This is a genomic window from Pseudomonas sp. FP215, assembly GCF_030687795.1.
In the GTDB taxonomy this organism is placed as follows: Bacteria; Pseudomonadota; Gammaproteobacteria; order Pseudomonadales; family Pseudomonadaceae; genus Aquipseudomonas; species Aquipseudomonas salmasensis.
This window is the reverse complement of record NZ_CP117447.1, coordinates 3504739-3523327: the sequence shown is the minus strand read 5'-3', so window position 1 is coordinate 3523327 and position 18589 is coordinate 3504739. Positions and strand designations below refer to the sequence as shown.

Here is an 18589-nt window from a genome sequence, read left to right as displayed (position 1 = left end):
GAGGCTGTTCCTTTTATTGTTATAGGGTGAATGCCTGGCGGAAACGCTCCAGGGCCGTCTCGCTGTCGCCGCTGGCCCAGCCCTCCAGGCCGACCACACCGGTGTAACCCATGGCGTGCAGGGCCCGGGCAATGGCTGGGTAGTGGATTTCGCCCGTGCCGGGCTCCTTGCGCCCAGGCACATCAGCCACCTGGATTTCGCCGATGGCGCTGCCAGCGCGCTGGATCAATTCGATCAGGTTACCTTCGCCAATCTGCGCGTGGTACAGGTCCAGGTTCATCTTCAGATGCGGGCTGCCGACGGCTTCGATCAGGGCCAGGGTGTCGTCGGCACGCGCAAACGGCGTACCCGGGTGGTCGACGGCGGTGTTGAGGTTTTCCAGCAGGAACACGCGGCCGGCGTCTTCCCCCAGGCGCGCGATTTTCTCCAGGCTTTTGCATGCGCTCAGCCACATGCGCCCGGTGGTGTGGCTGACGGGCTGCACGGGCAGGCCGCCTTCACCCAGGCCGGTGCCATGCAGGTTGAGGCTGGGGCAATTGAGGCGCTCGGCAATGCCCAGGGACTCACGGGCGCTGTCGAGCAATTGGCGGATGCCGTCGGGGTCGGTGAGGGTGCCGCTGAGGTAGCCGGTCATCGAGGTGAAGTCCGCACCGGTCGCCGCCAAGGCCTGAATGTCCTTATCGGCCCAACCCCAGATTTCGGCGCTGAAGCCCAGGGCATGAATACGTTTGACCCGCTCGATGAAGGGCAGGTCGAGGAACACCATTTCGGCGCTGACGGCCAATTTGAACGGCATCATTGGCGGGCTCCTTGAACGGCCACGGCCATGCCGGTTTGATACGACTCAATGCAGGCACGGGCAATTGCCAGGGCTGCACGCGCATCTTCACCGCTGGCCAGGGGCTTGGCGCCGCTGCGCAGGCAGTCGACAAAGTGGTTGAGCTCGGCGATGTAGGCGTCGCGCAGCAGGTCGGTGTCCATCCGCTGGGTGTCTGCCTGGATGCCGTCGGCCAGGTAGCGCACCAGGTCGCAGTCGTTAAGGCTGCCCATGCTCAGCATGCCCTTGCTGCCGAACACTTCGCCGCGCACGTCGTAGCCATACACGGCCTGGAAGCTGGCTTCGGCGGTGGCAATGGCGCCGTTGTCAAAGCGCAGGGTGACCACGGCGGTGTCGAGCAAGCCTTGGCTTTTGAATTGCGGGGCAATCAGCGCGTCGGCCATCACCTGCACCTGGACCACTTCGGCCCCAGGGTTGAGGTAGCGCAGGGTGTCGAAGTCGTGGATCAGGGTTTCGAGGAAGATCACCCATTGCGGTGAGTTGGCCGGGTTGTTCAGCGCCGGGTCGCGGGTCAGCGAGCGCAGCAGCTGCGGCGTACCAACACGTCCGGCGACCACGTCGAGGTGCGCCGTGCGAAAGCTCTTGGCGAAGCGCCGATTGAAGCCGACTTGCAAGGGCACCCGTGCATCGGCAGCGGCGGCGATGGCGCGGTCGGCTTCATCCAGGGTAATCGCCATGGGTTTTTCGCAGAAAATACCCTTGCCGGCGCGTGCGGCCTTGATCACCAGCTCGGCATGGCTACGGGCAGGGGCGGCGATGAGCACGCCGTCGATGTCCGGGTCGTCCAGCAGCTGTTGCGGGTCGGTGTAGGCCTTGTCTACCCCCAGTTCTGCTGCCAGGCGAGCGGCCTGGCCCGGCACGGGATCGGCGATGGCGGCGAGGCAGGCACCGGGAATATGGCGTGCAGCGGTAAGGCCATGGAAGCTGCCCATGCGGCCGGCACCGATCAAGCCCAGGCGGATGTTCTGTGTACTCATGAAACGACCCCTTTTGTTGTTATGGGCCCCCAGGACCGTCCTGGGTGACACAGGGGCAAAAGCAAGGCCTGTGCCAGTTTATAACTAGCTGATTTATAAGTATTTAATATTTTAATTAAACAAAAAGTGTTCATATTCATGACATGTCTATACTGACATGTCGAAAATATGAACATGGATAACCGCAATGACCCAGGGGTTCAGTGTGCAAGACCTCGAATACCTCACGAACCTGGGGCCTGCTGCGCTGAACGACGGGCCCATCGCCGCCTTGGAGCAGGCGTGGCGAGAGTGCCTGGCTGGCCAAGTCGTGCGTCCGGACGGGGTGCGCCAGGTTATCTGGGATTCCTGGCGACGCAGTGTCGAGGCGGGTATCGAGCCCGGTCACAGCGACTATCGCTTTGTCGCGCCGCAAGCGTTGGCGGCGACCCTGGCCCACCATCGCGCCCTGATCGCCGCTGCCGCGCAAGTCATGCATGGATTGCTGGCTTACAACCCGCGCGGGCATATCAACCTCACGGATGCCGAGGGCACGACGCTGTATTTTTGCGGGCTGGACATCACCCCGGTGGGCAGTCGCTTGCTCGAAGCGGTGCAAGGCACCAACTGCACCGGCCTGGCCCTGGCCGAAGATCGCCTGGTGTATGTGCTGGCTGAAGAAAATTTCGCCAGCGGCCTGCGCCAGCGCCACATGCACTGCGCCGCCGCGCCGATCAAGGATGCCCAAGGCCAGACCTTGGCCATGCTCACCCTGACCGCCGAGCCTGGCTGGTTTCATTTCCATACCCTGGGCACCGTTCAAGCGGCGGCCGAAGCGGTGTCGCGGCAGATGGCGCTGCAGGTGTTGCTGGAAGAACAACAGGCCCTGCTCGAAGTACTCAACGAAGGCTTGGTGGTGCTCGATGAGCGTGGCTGCATCAAGGCACTCAACCGTTATGCGCGGCAATTGTTCGGGGTAGGGCGCGAGTTGATCGGCAGTCCTTTCCAGCGCCTGGGCCGCAGTGAACTGAGCGACGCGCTGGGTGAGCCGGTGCGCGATCGCGATTGCACCTTCCACTTGCACGACGGCAGCCAACTCGCCTGCCTGGTTTCGGTATGCCCACTGGAGCAGGGTGGGGTGATTGTGTCGGTGCGCGAAAACCGCCGTATCCGCGAGATTACCCGGCGCATTATCGGCACCCAGGCCCGCTATACCTTCGAGACCATCCTGGGCACCTCGCGGGCCATACAAGATGCACTGCACCTGGGGCGCATTGCCAGTCGCAGCGAGTCCACCACCTTGATCCTCGGCGAAAGCGGCACCGGCAAGGAGCTGTTTGCCCAGGCCATTCATAACGGCAGCGAGCGTTGCAACGGCCCGTTTGTGGCGGTCAACTGCGGCGCGATCCCACGGGACCTGGTGCAGAGCGAACTGTTCGGCCACGTCGAAGGTGCGTTCACCGGCTCGGCGCGGGGTGGGGCGGCAGGCAAGTTCGAACTGGCGGATGGCGGCACCATCTTCCTGGATGAAATTGGCGACATGTCCTTCGATGCCCAGGTCAGTCTGCTACGGGTTTTGCAGGAGGGTGAGATCACCCGCGTCGGGGCCAAGCAATCGCGGCAAGTCGACGTGCGCATCATCGCCGCCACCCATCGCAACCTGAGCCAGGCGGTGGCCGAGGGCGCGTTTCGTGAAGACCTTTACTACCGACTCAACGTGCTGAATCTGAGCGTGCCGCCACTGCGTATGCGCCGTGACGATATCCCATTGCTGGCGCGGCATTTCCTGCAGCGCTGCGCCCGCTCGCTACGTAAAACGGTGCAAGGTTTCGCGCCGGATGCGTTGGCGTTGCTGTCAGCCCATGGCTGGCCGGGCAACGTGCGGGAGCTGGAAAACGTCATTGAGCGGGCGACCAACCTGGCGATGGGCGAGCTGATTCAATCGGCCGACTTGCCGTTAGAAACCCAGCAACGCCCGACTTTGCGCGCCTACCAGCCCCAGCCCGCACAGGATTTGAGCAGCCATGAAATGCACGCCATCGTTGCCGCGCTCACCAGCACCCGCGGCAACATTCGCCTGGCCGCACAGCAACTGGATGTGTCGCGGGGCGGGCTGTACAACAAGATGAGTCGGTTTGGCTTGAGCGCCGCCGATTTCCGTGAGCGCTGAAACCGCAAGCCAACCCGATCAGTTGCACAGGTTTTCCGGGGTCACTATCTGCGGCGGTATATACACGCGGTGCCTCAAGGGGTCAAACCCCTCATCACTCTGCAAGCGCACCAGCAACTCCACCAATGCCATGGCCGTCTGCCATGGCTGCGAGTCCATCACCACATCAATCAAGCCGTTGCTCAATGCCTGGCGCGACAACGGCGTGGACTCTTGCAGGATGCAGCACAGCGCCGGGCGCTTGGGCAGTTGTGCCAGGGCGTTGATCACACCGTCGCCACCACCGCCGACCACGCATAACCCGCGCAAATCGGTATGGCGGCTGAGCAGGTCGAGGGTGGCTTCTTCGGTGATGTCGCAGTTGTCCAGGTTGATCAGCGGCTCCAACGGCTTGAGCCCCGGCGCGTGTTCGGCCAGGTAGCTGTGCAAGCCCTCGACCCGTGCCTGATGGCCGAGAAAACGGTGGCCACCCAACAGGATGCCCACGCTGCCTTTGCGTGCGCCGCAAGTGCGCGCCAGCAGCCAGCCCATGGTGCGCCCGACCACGTGGTTGTCCTGGCCCACATAGGGTTCGGCGGCGTGTTCATGGATGTCCGAGAGCAGGGCAACCACCGGCACGCCCGCTGTGCGGATCTGCGCCAGGCAGGCGTTGATCAATGGATGGGCGAAGCTGACCACCGCAAGGGCGTCGCACTGCACGGCCAGTTGTTCGATTTGCGCGACGATGGCGCCGGGCGTGCGGTCGTTGATGTAGTCGAACTGGCAGCTCAGGTTGGCGGTGGCGTGATGCTGCGCGGCCTCGCTGATGGACTGGGCCAACTGCGCATAGAACGCTTGGGCGGTCCCCAGCAACAGCACGCCGAAACGGTAGGTGGGCCGGCGTTCGCGAATGCGTTGGCCGATCAGCCGTGCGGCGAAATAGCCCACCGCTTCGGCGGCCTGGAACACCTGTTCGGCGGTGCCGGGGTTGACCGGCGCGCGGGCGTTCAACACGCGGTCGACGGTGGCTACGCTGAGCCCCGCATGGGCGGCAACGGTGGCGACGGTTGGGCGTTTGTTGGTGTGCATGGCAGGCCCCTTGAGCGTCTTGATAGAAAACTATCAAGCTCCGCTGGGCCTGGATGATAGCTTGATAGGGAATGGATTCAAGGCCTTGAGGGTGATTTAGCCGCGCTCTATGGTTGGTTTCGCAAAGCCCCTGAAACCCACGCTTGCGGAGAACAATAACAATGCCTGAACACACCGCTCACCGCGCTCGGCGCGACTACAGCCTCACCGGCCCCGAAGCGGCCCGCGCCGCCGACAAGGGCCTGGTCTCGGCCCGTTGGTACCAGTCGCCCATCCCGCGCAATCGCATGAAAGCTCTGATGCAACGCCGCGACGCTCCGGCGTTGCTCGACACCGCCCTGTGGTTCTCGGCGTTGTTGGTCACCGGCGTCGGCGGCTACTGGTTCTGGGGCAGTTGGGCCTGCGTGCCATTCTTCATCGCCTACGGTGTGCTCTATGGCACGGCCTCCAACCCGCGCTGGCACGAAACCGGCCACGGCACGGCGTTCAAGACCCGCTGGATGAACGATGCGCTGTACCAGGTGGCGAGCTTCATGTGCCTCTTCGAACCCCACGTGTGGCGCTGGAGCCATGCCCGCCATCACACCGACACCATCGTCGTCGGCCGCGACCCGGAGATCGTCGAACCGCGCCCGCCCAGCTTATGGATGATGGCCCTCAGCCTGTTCAACCTGCCCCTGGCCTGGAAGACCTTCAGCGGCGTGGCCCGCCATGCGCTCGGGCGGATGAGTGCCCAGGAGCGCGACTTCATCCCCGAATCCGAGTGGCCCAAGGTGTACCGAGATGCGCGTATCTGGGTCGGTCTTTACGCTGTGATCATTGGCACTGCGCTGTACCTGCACAGCTGGTTGCCGCTGATGCTGGTGGGCCTGCCCAGCCTCTATGGCGCGTGGCTCGGCTACCTGTTTGGCCTCAGCCAGCACGTGGGCTTGGCCGAAGATGTGCTCGACCACCGCAGCAATTGCCGCACCATCTACATGAACCGCGTGCTGCGCTTTATCTACATGAACATGAACTACCACCTCGAGCATCACATGTACCCGATGGTGCCGTACCACGCGCTCAGCCAACTGCACGAAGAGATCCGCAGCGACTGCCCACCGCCGTATGCCAACCTGTGGCAGGCCTACCAGGAAATCATTCCGACGATCTGGCGCCAGCGCAGCGACCCCAGCTATTTCGTCCAGCGCCCCACCCGTGGGGAGCAAGCTCGCTCGCCACAGAGTGAAAGCCAGTCATTGGAGATAAATGCATGAACGATCAATGGATCGACGTCTGCGCCGTGGGCGAAATAGAAGCAGAAGACGTGCTGCGCTTCGATCATGGCGCGCAGACCTACGCGGTATTCCGTTCTGCCGATAACGAATTCTTCGCCACCGCCGGCCTGTGCACCCACGAGAAAATCCACCTGGCCGACGGCCTGGTGATGGAGCATGTGATCGAGTGCCCCAAGCACAACGGGCGCTTTGATTACCGCTCTGGCAAGGCCTTGGGCGCGCCGGTGTGCGTTAATCTGAAGACCTACCCGGTGCGGGTGGATGCGGGGCGAGTACTGCTCGCCGTCACGGCCGAAGGATGAACGCCCCCCTGATCATCGTTGGCGCCGGCCATGCCGGTGGCCGTGCGGCACTGACCCTGCGTGAAGAAGGCTACAGCGGGCGCTTGATCCTGATCGGCGATGAAGCGCATCTGCCCTACGAACGTCCACCGTTGTCCAAGGGCTTGCTGCAAGGCTCGACCGACCTGGCGCAATGCAGCCTGTGCGACAGCCAGCAGTTGGCGGCGCTCGAGGTCGAGCATATCGCCGCCAACCCGGTCAGCCGCCTGGAGCCACAGCACCACCGGTTGCAATTGGCCGACGGCCAATGGTTGAGCTATGCCGGCCTGCTGCTGGCCACCGGAGGCCGGGCGCGACGTTTGCCCCAGGCGCAGGCGAATGTATTTTACCTGCGCACCCACGACGAAGCCTTGGCCCTGCGCGATCGCCTGCGCTCTGGCGCTCGGCTGGTGGTAGTCGGCGGTGGATTTATCGGCTTGGAAGTGGCGGCGACCGCACGGGGCCTGGGCTGCGAGGTGACGCTGCTGGAAGCCGGGCCACGGCTGGCAGGGCTGGTGTTGCCGTCGGTGATCAGTGACGCGCTACTGGCATTGCACCGTGAGCAGGGTGTGGACGTGCGTTTGAACGTTGCCCTGGAATGCATCCATGCCGACGCCGTGCAACTGGTCGACGGGCAACGGCTGCCCTGCGACCTGGTGGTAGTCGGCATTGGCATGCAGCCCAACATCGAGTTGGCCGCAGCGGCGGGCTTGGACGTCGGGCAGGGCATTCGCGTCGACGCGCACCTGCGCACCAGTGCGGCGGATATCTACGCGGCGGGGGATGTGTGCGAGTTTCGCCTGGCGGGCCTTTATCAACGGCAAGAAACCTGGCGCAACGCCGAAGCCCAGGGCCGTCTCGCGGCGTTGAACCTGCTGGGGCGCAAGCTGGCGTTCGAGACGATCCCGGGTTTCTGGTCCGATCAATACGCGTGGGGCTTGCACACCGTCGGGGTGATGACTGCACTGATAGTTCGCCGGCAATTGCCCGAAGGCGGCCTGCTGCTGTTCTACCTTGACGACCATCACCGTTTGCAAGGTGCCTGCGGTTGGGCCATAGGTAACCGCGCAGCCAAGGACATCAAACTGTGCGAGCGCTTGATCACTGCCCGCATCCCGCTCGACCCGGCCAGCCTGGCCGACCCTGAATTATCCCTGAAGCTGTTATTGCGAGGCTGACCATGCGCCAGTTCTTAGTATTCCAATCGATGTGGGCCATGCAAACCGAGCCCGGCAGTCTCGAAGCGCAACTGGATCGAATCGCTGCCGCCGGTTTTGACGGCATCACCGACCATTACTGGGCGCCAGCATCGGTGCAACGCCTGCACGCGGCGGCCACGGCCAGGGGCTTGCAGATTGAAGGGCAGCTGTTCCCGCAATCGGTGGATGATTTGGCCGCAGCCCTAGAGGTGATCAGCCGCTACGGCTGTCATCACCTCACCTTGCAAGCCGATGTGCGCCCACGTACCCAGGCCGAGGCGGCCAGTTTGATCGAAGGCTGGCAACGGCTGGCCGAACAGGTGGACTTCCAGATTTTGCTGGAAACCCATCGCTATCGGCTCACTAACGACCTGCTGTTCACCCTCGACCTGCTGGCACAGATGCCCGATCTGAAACTGCTCGCTGACCTGTCCCACTACGTGGTTGGCCGCGAGTTGCCCGAGCCCGGCAGTGTGGAAGACGACGAACATATACGCACCATCCTGCGCCACAGCTGGGGCTTTCATGGCCGCATCGCCAGCAGCGAACAGGTACAGGTGGGCCTGGATTTTCCCCAGCATCAGCCGTGGGTGGAGCGCTTTACCGGTTGGTGGCGCTACGGGATCGAAGACTGGCTGGCCCGCGCCGAGACACCCCAGAGCCTGTCCTTCACCTGCGAACTGGGCCCGCCACCTTATGCGATCACCGACGCGGATGGCCGCGAGCTCACCGATCGCTGGGCCGAGGCGCTGAAGCTCCAAGCGCTGATTCGCCAAGTGTGGGCCAGTTGTCACTGAGGGGCGGCTAATACCCTGTAGGAGCGAGCTTGCTCGCGAAAAACGTCACCGATAACGCGGTCTTTCTGGATGAGCGCGGCGCCTGGGCGTTTTTCGCAAGCGAGCTCGCTCCTACAAGGGTCAGGTAAGCAGGCCGGTGCTGACGGCCACGATCAAAAACACTCCCAGCAGCGCGCGGTAGATCACGAACGGCCAGGTGGAGAAACGCTCCAGGAACTTCATCAGGCCCCAGATGGCAAAGAACGCCGAGACGCTGGCCACCACCAGCCCGAACATCAAATGCGGCCAGGCGTGGGCGGGCAGGTCGGCGCGCAGCAGCACCCACAGCTCTTTCAAACCGGCCAGCGCGATGGCCGGCAAACCCAGCAGGAAGGAAAACCGCGCCGCTTCTTCGCGTTTGAAATTCAGGAACAGCGCCGCGGTCAACGTGGAGCCCGAACGCGATACGCCGGGTATCAACGCGCCAATCTGTGCAACCCCCACGATCAGCGCATCGCGCAAACGCATCTGGCTTACGTCGCGGGTATGGCGGGCGCGTACTTCAGCCAGCGCCAGCAATACCGCCATCACCAGGCAGGAAATGCCGATCACCATCAGCCCGCGCAAAGGTGAGTTGCAGGCATTCAAGGTCGACGACAACGCCAGCCCCGCAATGCCAATCGGGACGGTTGCCAGCACAATCGCCACGGCCAGCTTGAACCAGCGGTCGTTGTAGTCGCCCCGGCGCACGGCACTGATACTGCCCGTGGTCACCTGGCGCACATCGCGCCAGAAATAACTGACCACCGCCGCCAACGCCGCCAATTGCATGGCCGCAGAAAACGCCGACCCGGGGTCTTGCCAGCCGAGCAGGGCGGGCACCACGCGCATATGGGCGGTGGACGACACCGGCAGCAGTTCGGTGATGCCCTGGATCACGCCCAGGATAAAAATCTGCAGGTAATCCAGGGAGGCAAAGCCCACATCCAGGCCGGCGGTACAGACGTTGGTCAAAATACGTGTCCTTGAGCAATAGGGAGAAACCGGCGAAGTTTATTCTAAATGTTTCAGGATTTCGGCCAGGGCAACCGCTATTTGCAATCGGTTCAGCCAATAGAAAGGATTCGCCAGGCCATTGGCGTGGGCGGCACTTTTGTGAACAATGGCGCCCTGCGTTTTTCCACCGAGAGCCCCATGCCTGAAACCACCGTCGAATTGATCCAGACCGGCCCCGAAGAAGCCGAACTGATCCGCAATCTTTACCAGTACTACGCCTACGAGTCTTCGGACTGGGAACAGGAAGATGTCGAAGCCGATGGGCGTTTCTACATCCACGACGAACACCTGACCCGCTACTGGAGCGACCCGCAATGGAGCGCCAACCTGCTGCTGGTAGACGGCTACATCGCCGGTTTCCTGTTGATCGAAGGCAGCGAACTACCGGGCATCGACGCCCTGGAACTGGCCGACCTGTTCATCCTCAAGCGCTACCGCCGCAAAGGCATCGGCCGCGCCATCGCCAGCCAGGTGCTGTGCAGCGGCGAGCACAATTGGCTGGTGCGTTTCTATGATCAGGACGAAGTGTCCCAGGCATTCTGGCGCACCGTGCTGGACAACCTGCCGCGCCCGGTGCAGAGCATTGAACTGGACGATGAACCACAGTTGGTGAACTACCTGATTACCCGGGCTTCGTTGCATTGACGGGCGGGGGCTTTCTCTCGATGAGCATAGATATCTAAACAACGCTGTAGCGACCAACCGTAACCACGATGCGAAGCGAGCCGCTCTTGATCTGCTCTTGATCTTGATCTCAAGCGCCCCGTTAAACCACGCTGGCCGAACGCAGGCTTGAATTCGTGGGTAACCCGGCAGGACGCCGGGTTAGCCGCCCCGCGCCATGGATGGCGCGTGGCGGCGGCCCACGGATTCAAGCCTGTGTTCGGGCACACCGAGCCTAGGCGAGGTGCCGAGTGGTGGGGCAAGAGCCCTTTTGGTTACTTTTGGGGCTCTTTTCCAAAAGTGACCCGCTGTCAGAGCCAGCCCTTTCAAGGTCTTTTCGTTTTGGCAGCCTTGATTACCCTGTCCGTTGAAACATGCGCATTCACCGCCTTGCCTTGCACCCATGTCTTGGGTTTAGGCACCTTGGGGCCGCGGGGACTTTTCGCAACTTGTTTGGGGTGGATGTTTCTGGCCAGCTCCAACAAACGCTGGGCCAACTTTTCCACAGGGATGGCGGGAAGATATTCCGAGGGCAGTGCAATCTGCATTCCCTCATAACCACTCCTGACCTGGACCGCCAAGTGATAGATCGAGGCTTCCCAGCCATCAGGCTGGGTCTCCCGATGGGCTTGCTCCACGCTTCGCTTGAGTACGGCCAGGACGTTGTAGGCCAACACTGCCGTAGTGAACCCGAGCAAGGCGGCCTTTGGGCTGCCGAGAGTTTCGATTTCACTTTCCAGGATCGCTTCCAGTCGCTGGAACATACCTTCAATGCTCCAGCGGCGGCGATAGAGTTGCGCGATCTGCTCAGCGCTGACGCTTTCAGGCAGGTTGCTCCAGAACATCAAGCTGCTGTCACCCGAGTCTGTTGGCGAATGAAGCGTCAGTTCGACGCGCCGACATTGGTAACCGCCTCTGACCTGGATGATCTGCTCACGCACAGAGCCTGTTTCCACAGGCACGGATTCTTGCCACTCACCCTCTTGAATCAGGCGTGGATGTTTGGCTTGCTGGCGAATGACAAAGGACGTCTGGACCTGCTCACAAGCTTCCATTACCGGAAGCGTGCAGTAGAGTCGGTCAGCCAGCCACACCTGGCCCGGTTCAGCATTAGCCAACAGAGGCAACACGCAAACGCGCTCGCTGGCGTAGGCATCCTCACATGCCTGAAGGTCGATGACCTGATCGAGATCAGGATCGTAGACCACTACCGAAAAACCGGGACGAGCCGCACCTCGCTCCTGGCGTAAAGCCCCCAGACGCTTCTCAGTGGATGCCAGGTGATTGCCGTCTACCACGCGAACCTGCCAGTCCGGCAGCATCGTCGTGCAGCCCAGTTCTTTGATGGTTGGAGTCAGTCGTTGCGCACTACCGGTGACCAGAGCGCGCAATAGCGCGGGTTCAGTACGACTGATTTTGTCGTAGAGCGCCGCCAAGCTGACAGGGAGATCTTCCAGTTGCCGCGCAGCGGCGTGCAGGGATGGCTTCAAGCCCAATGAAACAAGGGACATCAGCTTGATTATGGTCGAGAACAGTAGTTCACGAGAATACTGCCGTTGCCGATGTTCTTCGAAGACCTGATCGACCCACTCAGGGGCAATAGCTTGTTCCAGCGCCAATTTGGCCATAACGCTGGCAGGTGCTTTTTTCTCGAAACGCGCTAGAACATCGGCCCACATCGTTTGGGATCCCTGAATGAAATTTCAGGGGATTTTACCGAAGACCTTGAAAGGGATGGCTGTCAGAGCGGAACCCTAAGTGGCCGTTACCGCAGCAATGGATATGTACCCAATTCAACTGCGTCGCCTGCCAGGCCGCCTTCGCGAGCAAGCCCGCTCCCACAATTGGATTGCGGGGTGTCAGGTAGATAGGCGTTGGCTGGTAGGCCGCCTTCGCGAGCAAGCCCGCTCCCACATTTGGATTGCGGGGTGTCAGGTAGATAGGCGTTGGCTGGTAGGCCGCCATCGCAGGCAAGCCAGCTCCCACAGTTGGATCATGGCACTTCAGGTAGATAGGCACCGGCTGTCAGGCCGTCACGGGCCTAGCCCGGGTTGAACAGCACCTGCTGCATCGCCTGAGGCGGCTGCCCGAACGCCCTGAGAAACGCCTGGCGCATGCGCTCGCGATCACCAAACCCGGTTTCGCGCGCCACCACCTCCACCGGGTGCCGGCTGATTTCCATCATCGCCCGCGCAGCTTCCACCCGCAGAGCTTCGATAGCTTTGGCCGGGGTCTGCCCGGTTTCTTCGCGAAACACCTGGCTGAACTGGCGCGGGCTTAACCGGGCAACGTCGGCCAGGGCCTCCACGGATAAATCCTGAGTGAGATTCTCGCGAGCGTAAGCCAGGGCCAGCTGCACGCGGTCGGACTTGGGGTCCAGTTCCAGCAAGGCCGACAATTGCGACTGCTCGCTGCCACGGCGCTGGGCAATCACCAGCTTGCGCGCAATACGCCGGGCCAGGTCGCTGCCCAGATCGTCCTCCACCATCGCCAGCGCCAGGTCGACCCCGGCGCTCATGCCCGCACCGGTCCACACCTGGCCGTCGACAATGAACAACTTGTCTTCTTCCAGGCGGATATCCGGGTAGCGCTTGCGAAATGCCGGCGCATGGATCCAGTGGGTGGTGGTGCGCTTGCCAGCCAGCAGCCCAGCCTCGGCCAGCACAAAAATGCCCATGCATAACGACGCCACCCGCCGCGACTGCGCGGACGCGGCCTTGACCATCTCCAGCAGGTTGGCCTCCGGCAGGCGAAACTCCAGGTAGCCACTGACAATCAACGTGTCATAGCCCTCTGGCCGCAGCGCACTGGTGTTCACCGAAAAGCCCTGGGAGGTCATCACCGCGCCGCCGCTTTCCGACACCAGGTGAAACTCATAGGCCGGCTCGCCGCGCAGCAGGTTGGCGCACTCGAACACCGAGCCCAGGCTGAGGCTCAACGACTGGAAATTCGGGTAAACCATCAGCGCAACGCTGTGCATTGCATCTCTCCAAGGGGCGGGGGAGAGGCGATTGTCGGCGTGTGCCGGGCAAACGGCAACCGGCTTTCGTGCATGTCCGAAATCCTTGCGGATATGACATTGTGAGCCAATGCCGCGCTGCCTAACATGAGCCCAACGCACTAGACGACTGGTCTAATCGCAGAGGGGCAAGCATGAGCAACGCAAGCAGCAGTGCGCGGCAAGCGATTCTGGAACGGGCGCAATCCATTGTCGGCGCCAAGGGGTTTTCGGCGGTGGGCTTGAACGAAATCCTGCAAGCCGCGCAAGTGCCCAAGGGCTCGTTTTATCACTACTTCAACTCCAAAGATGCCTTTGGCGTGGTGTTACTCGATACCTATTTCGACCACTACGTCGAGGGCATGCAGCAGTTGTTCGATCAGCCGGGCTCCACCCACCACGCCAAGCTGATGCGCTATTGGCAAGGCTGGATCGACAATCACACCGGCTGCACCGACACCGGCAAATGCCTGGCCGTGAAGCTTGGGGCGGAAGTCTCCGACCTGTCAGAACCCATGCGGCTGGCGCTGCAGCGCGGCACTTCGCGCACCATCGACTTGCTTGCCGTGGCCTTGCAACGCGGCGTCGAAGACGGCTCGCTCAGGTTCGAGCAGGCCCCCGAAAGCCTGGCCAGGCGCTTGTATGCGCTATGGTTGGGAACCAGCGTCATGGGCAAGATCACCCGTACCACCGCGCCGTTCGCTGAGGCGCTGCTGCTGACTCAACAGCTGTTGGGCGGCCCTGAAAACCCTGTTATTCACACCGATCGAGGCACTGGAAAATGAAAGTATTAATGGTACTGACCTCTCACGACCAGCTTGGCGATACCGGGCGCAAGACCGGCTTCTGGCTCGAAGAATTCGCCGCACCTTATTACGCGTTCAAGGACGCTGGCGCCGAGGTGGTGTTGGCTTCCCCGGCCGGCGGCCAGCCGCCGCTGGACCCTAAAAGCGATGAACCGGATGCGCAAACCGAGCAGACCGAACGCTTCGCCAAAGACCCGGCCGCGCAGCAAGCCTTGGCGACCACCGTGAAGCTGGACTCGGTCAACGCCGCCGACTTCGACACCGTGTTCTACCCAGGCGGCCACGGCCCGTTGTGGGACCTGGCGGAGTCGCCGGTGTCCATCGCGCTGATCGAAGCCTTCGAGCGGGCCGGCAAGCCCATCGGCTTTGTGTGCCATGCACCGGGTGCCTTGCGTCACGTCAAGGCGGTCAACGGTGAGCCGTTGATCAAAGGCCGCCGCGTCACCGGGTTCTCCAACTCGGAAGAGGCCGCCGTGCAGTTGACTGAGGTCGTGCCGTTCCTGATTGAAGACGAATTCAAAAAATTGGGCGGCCGGTATGAGAAGGGCGCTGACTGGCAATCCTTCGTCCTCGTCGATGGCTTGCTGGTGACTGGGCAAAACCCAGGCAGCTCCAGCGAAGTGGCCAAGGCCCTGCTGACACTCTGCGCTTAAGTTAATCAACCAATCTACACGGTGGCGACTCCCTGGAGTCGCCACGGTTTTCGTTCGTCCTGAATGTGGAATATCGCCGTGCCTGACTGCATCCTGAACACCCCGATCAAGCTGGGGCATCACCGCTTGAACAACCGTGTCGTACTGCCGCCGCTGACCCGCCAGCGCAGCGCCCAGCCGGGTAATATCGCCACCGACCTGATGGCCGAGTATTACCGTCAGCGGGCCAGTGCCGGGTTCATGGTCAGCGAGGGTACGCAGATCGAACCCCGTGGCCAGGGCTATGCGTGGACGCCGGGCATTCATACACCGGCGCAAATCCAGGGTTGGCGCAAAGTCACCGCAGCGGTGCATGCCGAGGGTGGGGTGATCTTTGCCCAGCTATGGCACGTGGGGCGGGTGTCCCACAACGCGCTGCAACCTGACGGTGGTGCGCCGGTGGGCCCGTCTGCGCTGGCGGCGGTGCAAGCCAAGGCCTTCATTGAAACCGGGCCGGGTGTGGGTGAACTGGTAGAGCCACCGGTACCCCGTGCCTTGACCACGCTGGAAATCGAAGAACTGGTAGGGCACTACGCCCAGGCTGCACGCAATGCCCTGGACGCCGGGTTCGACGGTGTGGAAATCCACGCGGCCAACGGCTACCTGGTCAACCAGTTCATCTCAGCCCATTCCAACACTCGTGAAGATGAGTACGGCGGCTCGCTGGACAATCGCCTGCGCTTGCTGCGCGAGATCGTCGAAGCGGTGTGCAAGGTGGTGGGGCCGGAGCGCCTGGGCGTGCGCTTTTCGCCGCTGTTCAGTGGCACCGACCAGGACCGGGTCTACATCGGCCTGGTGGAGGAAGACCCGCACCATACCTATATCGAAGCGATCAAAGTGCTGGAAGCGTCGGGCATCGCCTATGTGTCCATCGCCGAAGCCGATTGGGACAATGCGCCCGACCTGCCCGAAACATTCCGCCAGGCCGTACGCCGCACCTTCAGCGGCAGGATCATCTATGCCGGCCGCTACACCGCCGAGCGCGGTGCACGCTTGGTAGAGGCCGGGTTGGCAGACTTGATTGCCTTCGGGCGGCCCTTCATCGCCAACCCGGACTTGCCCCAGCGGCTGTTCAATGGCTGGCCGTTGAATGCGTTGAAGGCCGAAGGCTTGTATGGCGGGACAGAGGCGGGGTATGTGGATTATCCGGTGTATGCCCAACACTAGTGTGGGAGGGGGCTTGCAACCCCTCTGCACATCAAAAATGCCTCAGTCCACCCGCAACACAATCTTGCCGATATGGTCCCCACCTTCCATCCGCGCATGGGCCTGGGCGGCGTCGGTGTAGGCGTAGACCTGGTCGATCATCGGCAGGCAACGCCCGGCACTGAGTACCGGCCACACGTGTTCGCGCAGTTGCTCGGCAATCTCTGCCTTTTCTTCGCGGGTGCGGGCGCGCAGCAGTGAGCCGGTGATCACCGCGCGTTTGCCGAGGATGGTCAGCAGGTCGACGTCGTTGGCCTTGGCGCCACCGAGGAAACCGAGGATCACCAGGTGGCCGTCCATGCCCAGGGCCTTGAGGTTATTGTTCAGGTACGAGGCACCCATGATGTCGAGGATCACGTTGACGCCTTTGCCATCGGTCTGTTTGGCGATGACCTCGGCAAAGTCCTGTTCGCGGTAGTTGATCGGCTCGGCGCCGAGCTTGGCAATCGCTGCGCATTTGTCAGCACTGCCGGCCGTGGCGAACGCCTGGATGCCGAACTCCTGGCAGAGCATCAACGCGGTGGTGCCGATACCGCTGGTGCCGCCGTGGATCAAGACGCGCTGGCCTTTATGGGCACCGCCGAGGCCGAACAGGTTGGCCCACACCGTAAAAAACGTTTCCGGCACGGCAGCGGCCTGAATCCAGTCCATGCCCGCCGGGATCGGCAGCGCCTGGCTGGCCGGCACCGCGCAATACTGCGCATAGCCGCCGCCATTGGTCAGGGCACAGACCTTGTCGCCCAGGCTGTACTCGGTGACGCCATCACCCAGCGCCACCACTTCACCGGCCACTTCCAACCCCGGAATCGGGCTCATGCCGGGCTTCATCGGGTATTTGCCCGCGCGTTGCAAGGCGTCTGGGCGGTTGACCCCGGCGGCGTGTACGCGAATCAGAATCTCGCCCGGCCCGGCCACCGGTACGTCGGCGCTGCGTGGCTGCAAGACCTCGGGCCCGCCAGGGGTGGTGATTTCGATCAGGGTCATTTCTTGGGGGAGCGTCATGGAAAAGTTCCTGTAGCGATGAGCGTATGGGTTGGGACCGTAGCGCGGGGTCGGCAGTTCAGCAAGATCATGCCGGGTTCTTTGGGCAATGCAAACGCAGGATTTCAGCACAAGCCTGCAAGTGCAGAGCCGCGGCGTTGGACACACTGGCTGCCGGTCATTTTCGACGCAAATAGGTGGCATATGAACCAAGCAAGAAATCAGGATATCGGGCTGTTGTTTCTGCGGGTCAGCGGGGCATTGTTCTTGCTGTGGGTGCATGGGTTGCCCAAGTTGCTGCACTACAGCGAACAACTGAAGCTGATCGAAGACCCGTTTCACCTGGGCGCGTCTATCACCTTGCTGCTGGCGATTTTCGCCGAGGTGCTGTGTCCATTGCTGATCATCGCGGGCGTGCTGGTGCGCCTGGCGTGTCTGCCGATCCTGGCGGTGCTGGTGATTGCGTTGCTGGTGGTGCACCCGGAGTGGACGCTGTTCGAAGGGCAGTTCGGTTGGCTGCTGCTGATCATCTTCACCAGCGTGCTGATCGCAGGGCCGGGGCGGCTGGTGTTGAGCCAGCGCTTTGCCTGAAAAAAGGCCGGGTGAACCCGGCCTTTTGCCTTCTGTAGGAGCGAGCTTGCTCGCGAAAAACTCACAGGCGCCGCGTGCATACAGAATGCCCGCGTTATCGTTGAGGTTCTTCGCGAGCAAGCTCGCTCCTACAAGTGCATCGAGGTATCAGCGGTTCAGGAACCCCAGCAGGTCTTCGTTGAGCTGTTGAGCGTGGGTCACGGCAAACCCGTGCGGCGCATCCTTGTACACCTTCAATTGCGCGCCCTCGATCATCTGCGCCGCGACTTTGCCGGTGGTGTCGAACGGCACGATCTGGTCGCCGTCGCCATGGATCACCAGGGTCGGCACGTCGATCTTGGCCATGTCCGGGCGGAAGTCGGTTTGCGAGAACGCGGTGACGCAATCCACGGTGGATTTGAGCGACGCGAGCATGGCGATCTGCAGGGTTTGGCTGAGCACACCCTCCGAGACGTGCTGGCCTTTATTCAGACCGAAGAACGGCGTGTTGAAGTCGCTGATGAATTGCGCACGATCCTTCAACAGGCCGGCCTTGATACCATCGAACACCTCGCCAGGCACGCCTTGGGAATAATCGGCTTGCTGGCCGAAGATCGGCGTGACCGCGCCCAGCAACACCAGGCCGGCGACACGGGCACTGCCGTGGCGGGCGATGTAGCGCGCCACGTCACCGCCACCCATGGAGAAGCCCACCAGGGTCACGTCCTGCAGGTCCAGGTGTTCGATCAACTGGGCGATATCGTCAGCGAAGGTGTCGTAGTCGTTACCGGTCCATGGTTGGTCCGAGCGGCCAAAGCCACGACGGTCGAACGCGATGGTGCGAAAGCCACGGCTGCTCAGGTATTCCATCTGGTATTCCCACATGTCCGCATCCAGCGGCCAGCCGTGGCTGAACAGCACGGGCTTACCGCTGCCCCAGTCCTTGAAGTAGATCTGGGTACCGTCTTTGGCAACGAATGTGCTCATCTGAAACTCCTTGCAGGGCTGAAAAA

The 18589-nt window shown here is 62.1% G+C and carries 18 protein-coding genes; 10 read left to right on the top strand and 8 right to left on the bottom strand.

The window, feature by feature from the left end; all coding sequences use genetic code 11:
* Positions 1–19: 19 nt before the first annotated feature.
* Together PSH76_RS15715 and PSH76_RS15710 are read right to left on the bottom strand one after the other, a co-directional pair.
* On the bottom strand, positions 20–799 hold the full coding sequence (locus tag PSH76_RS15715) for a TIM barrel protein (protein WP_032892286.1): 780 nt from the start codon (positions 797–799) through the stop codon (positions 20–22).
* Positions 796–1815 carry a Gfo/Idh/MocA family oxidoreductase gene (locus tag PSH76_RS15710; RefSeq protein ID WP_305492529.1) on the bottom strand — a complete coding sequence of 340 codons (1020 nt, stop codon included), beginning with the start codon at positions 1813–1815 and terminating at the stop codon, positions 796–798. Before PSH76_RS15710 ends, PSH76_RS15715 begins: the two co-directional genes overlap by 4 nt.
* A gap of 187 nt (positions 1816–2002) precedes the next feature.
* Here PSH76_RS15710 and PSH76_RS15705 point away from each other — a divergent pair, with 187 nt between their 5' ends.
* Complete coding sequence (locus PSH76_RS15705) at positions 2003–3964, top strand: sigma-54-dependent Fis family transcriptional regulator (protein ID WP_305492528.1); 1962 nt, start codon at positions 2003–2005, stop codon at positions 3962–3964.
* Between the two features lie 18 nt (positions 3965–3982).
* Here the strand turns inward: PSH76_RS15705 and PSH76_RS15700 are convergent, their stop codons facing one another.
* Positions 3983–5032, bottom strand: a complete 1050-nt coding sequence (locus PSH76_RS15700) for a LacI family DNA-binding transcriptional regulator (RefSeq protein ID WP_305492527.1) — start codon at positions 5030–5032, stop codon at positions 3983–3985.
* 161 nt (positions 5033–5193) lie between these two features.
* Here PSH76_RS15700 and PSH76_RS15695 point away from each other — a divergent pair, with 161 nt between their 5' ends.
* Genes PSH76_RS15695 through PSH76_RS15680 form a run of 4 tightly spaced genes read left to right on the top strand, consistent with a single transcriptional unit; the run spans position 5194 to position 8625 of the window.
* Positions 5194–6288, top strand: coding sequence for a fatty acid desaturase family protein (locus PSH76_RS15695; protein WP_305492526.1), 1095 nt, complete (start codon positions 5194–5196; stop codon positions 6286–6288).
* Positions 6285–6611: a MocE family 2Fe-2S type ferredoxin gene (locus tag PSH76_RS15690; RefSeq protein WP_305492525.1), complete on the top strand. Its 327-nt coding sequence runs from the start codon at positions 6285–6287 to the stop codon at positions 6609–6611. Before PSH76_RS15695 ends, PSH76_RS15690 begins: the two co-directional genes overlap by 4 nt.
* Complete coding sequence (locus tag PSH76_RS15685; RefSeq protein WP_305492524.1) at positions 6608–7807, top strand: NAD(P)/FAD-dependent oxidoreductase; 1200 nt, start codon at positions 6608–6610, stop codon at positions 7805–7807. The genes PSH76_RS15690 and PSH76_RS15685 overlap by 4 nt, the downstream gene beginning before the upstream one ends.
* A 2-nt stretch (positions 7808–7809) precedes the next feature.
* Positions 7810–8625 (top strand): sugar phosphate isomerase/epimerase, encoded by an 816-nt coding sequence (locus PSH76_RS15680; RefSeq protein ID WP_278918751.1) that lies wholly within the window; start codon positions 7810–7812, stop codon positions 8623–8625.
* A gap of 120 nt (positions 8626–8745) precedes the next feature.
* Here the strand turns inward: PSH76_RS15680 and PSH76_RS15675 are convergent, their stop codons facing one another.
* A complete protein-coding gene (locus PSH76_RS15675) occupies positions 8746–9618 on the bottom strand; it encodes an undecaprenyl-diphosphate phosphatase (RefSeq protein ID WP_032892275.1) in 873 nt (290 codons plus the stop codon).
* 48 nt (positions 9619–9666) lie between these two features.
* On the opposite strand from PSH76_RS15675, the gene PSH76_RS15670 reads away from it, so the two are divergent.
* Complete coding sequence (locus PSH76_RS15670) at positions 9667–10305, top strand: GNAT family N-acetyltransferase (RefSeq protein ID WP_305492523.1); 639 nt, start codon at positions 9667–9669, stop codon at positions 10303–10305.
* Between the two features lie 344 nt (positions 10306–10649).
* On the opposite strand, the gene PSH76_RS15665 is transcribed toward PSH76_RS15670, so the two are convergent.
* A complete protein-coding gene (locus tag PSH76_RS15665; protein ID WP_305494468.1) occupies positions 10650–11951 on the bottom strand; it encodes an IS4 family transposase in 1302 nt (433 codons plus the stop codon).
* Between the two features lie 413 nt (positions 11952–12364).
* Positions 12365–13303, bottom strand: a complete 939-nt coding sequence (locus PSH76_RS15660) for a GlxA family transcriptional regulator (RefSeq protein WP_305492522.1) — start codon at positions 13301–13303, stop codon at positions 12365–12367.
* Positions 13304–13476: 173 nt separating this feature from the next.
* Between PSH76_RS15660 and PSH76_RS15655 the strand changes: the two genes are divergently transcribed.
* From PSH76_RS15655 to PSH76_RS15645, 3 genes are all read left to right on the top strand, one after another.
* Positions 13477–14106, top strand: coding sequence for a TetR/AcrR family transcriptional regulator (locus PSH76_RS15655; RefSeq protein WP_305492521.1), 630 nt, complete (start codon positions 13477–13479; stop codon positions 14104–14106).
* On the top strand, positions 14103–14780 hold the full coding sequence (locus tag PSH76_RS15650; protein ID WP_098951893.1) for a type 1 glutamine amidotransferase domain-containing protein: 678 nt from the start codon (positions 14103–14105) through the stop codon (positions 14778–14780). The genes PSH76_RS15655 and PSH76_RS15650 overlap by 4 nt, the downstream gene beginning before the upstream one ends.
* Positions 14781–14858: 78 nt before the next feature.
* On the top strand, positions 14859–15986 hold the full coding sequence (locus PSH76_RS15645) for an alkene reductase (RefSeq protein WP_138763162.1): 1128 nt from the start codon (positions 14859–14861) through the stop codon (positions 15984–15986).
* A gap of 42 nt (positions 15987–16028) precedes the next feature.
* Here the strand turns inward: PSH76_RS15645 and PSH76_RS15640 are convergent, their stop codons facing one another.
* Positions 16029–17027 (bottom strand): NAD(P)H-quinone oxidoreductase, encoded by a 999-nt coding sequence (locus PSH76_RS15640; protein WP_305492520.1) that lies wholly within the window; start codon positions 17025–17027, stop codon positions 16029–16031.
* A 183-nt stretch (positions 17028–17210) separates the two neighbouring features.
* On the opposite strand from PSH76_RS15640, the gene PSH76_RS15635 reads away from it, so the two are divergent.
* Positions 17211–17597: a DoxX family protein gene (locus tag PSH76_RS15635; RefSeq protein ID WP_056784285.1), complete on the top strand. Its 387-nt coding sequence runs from the start codon at positions 17211–17213 to the stop codon at positions 17595–17597.
* 147 nt (positions 17598–17744) lie between these two features.
* Here the strand turns inward: PSH76_RS15635 and PSH76_RS15630 are convergent, their stop codons facing one another.
* Positions 17745–18563 carry an alpha/beta fold hydrolase gene (locus PSH76_RS15630; protein WP_305492519.1) on the bottom strand — a complete coding sequence of 273 codons (819 nt, stop codon included), beginning with the start codon at positions 18561–18563 and terminating at the stop codon, positions 17745–17747.
* Positions 18564–18589 lie beyond the last annotated feature (26 nt).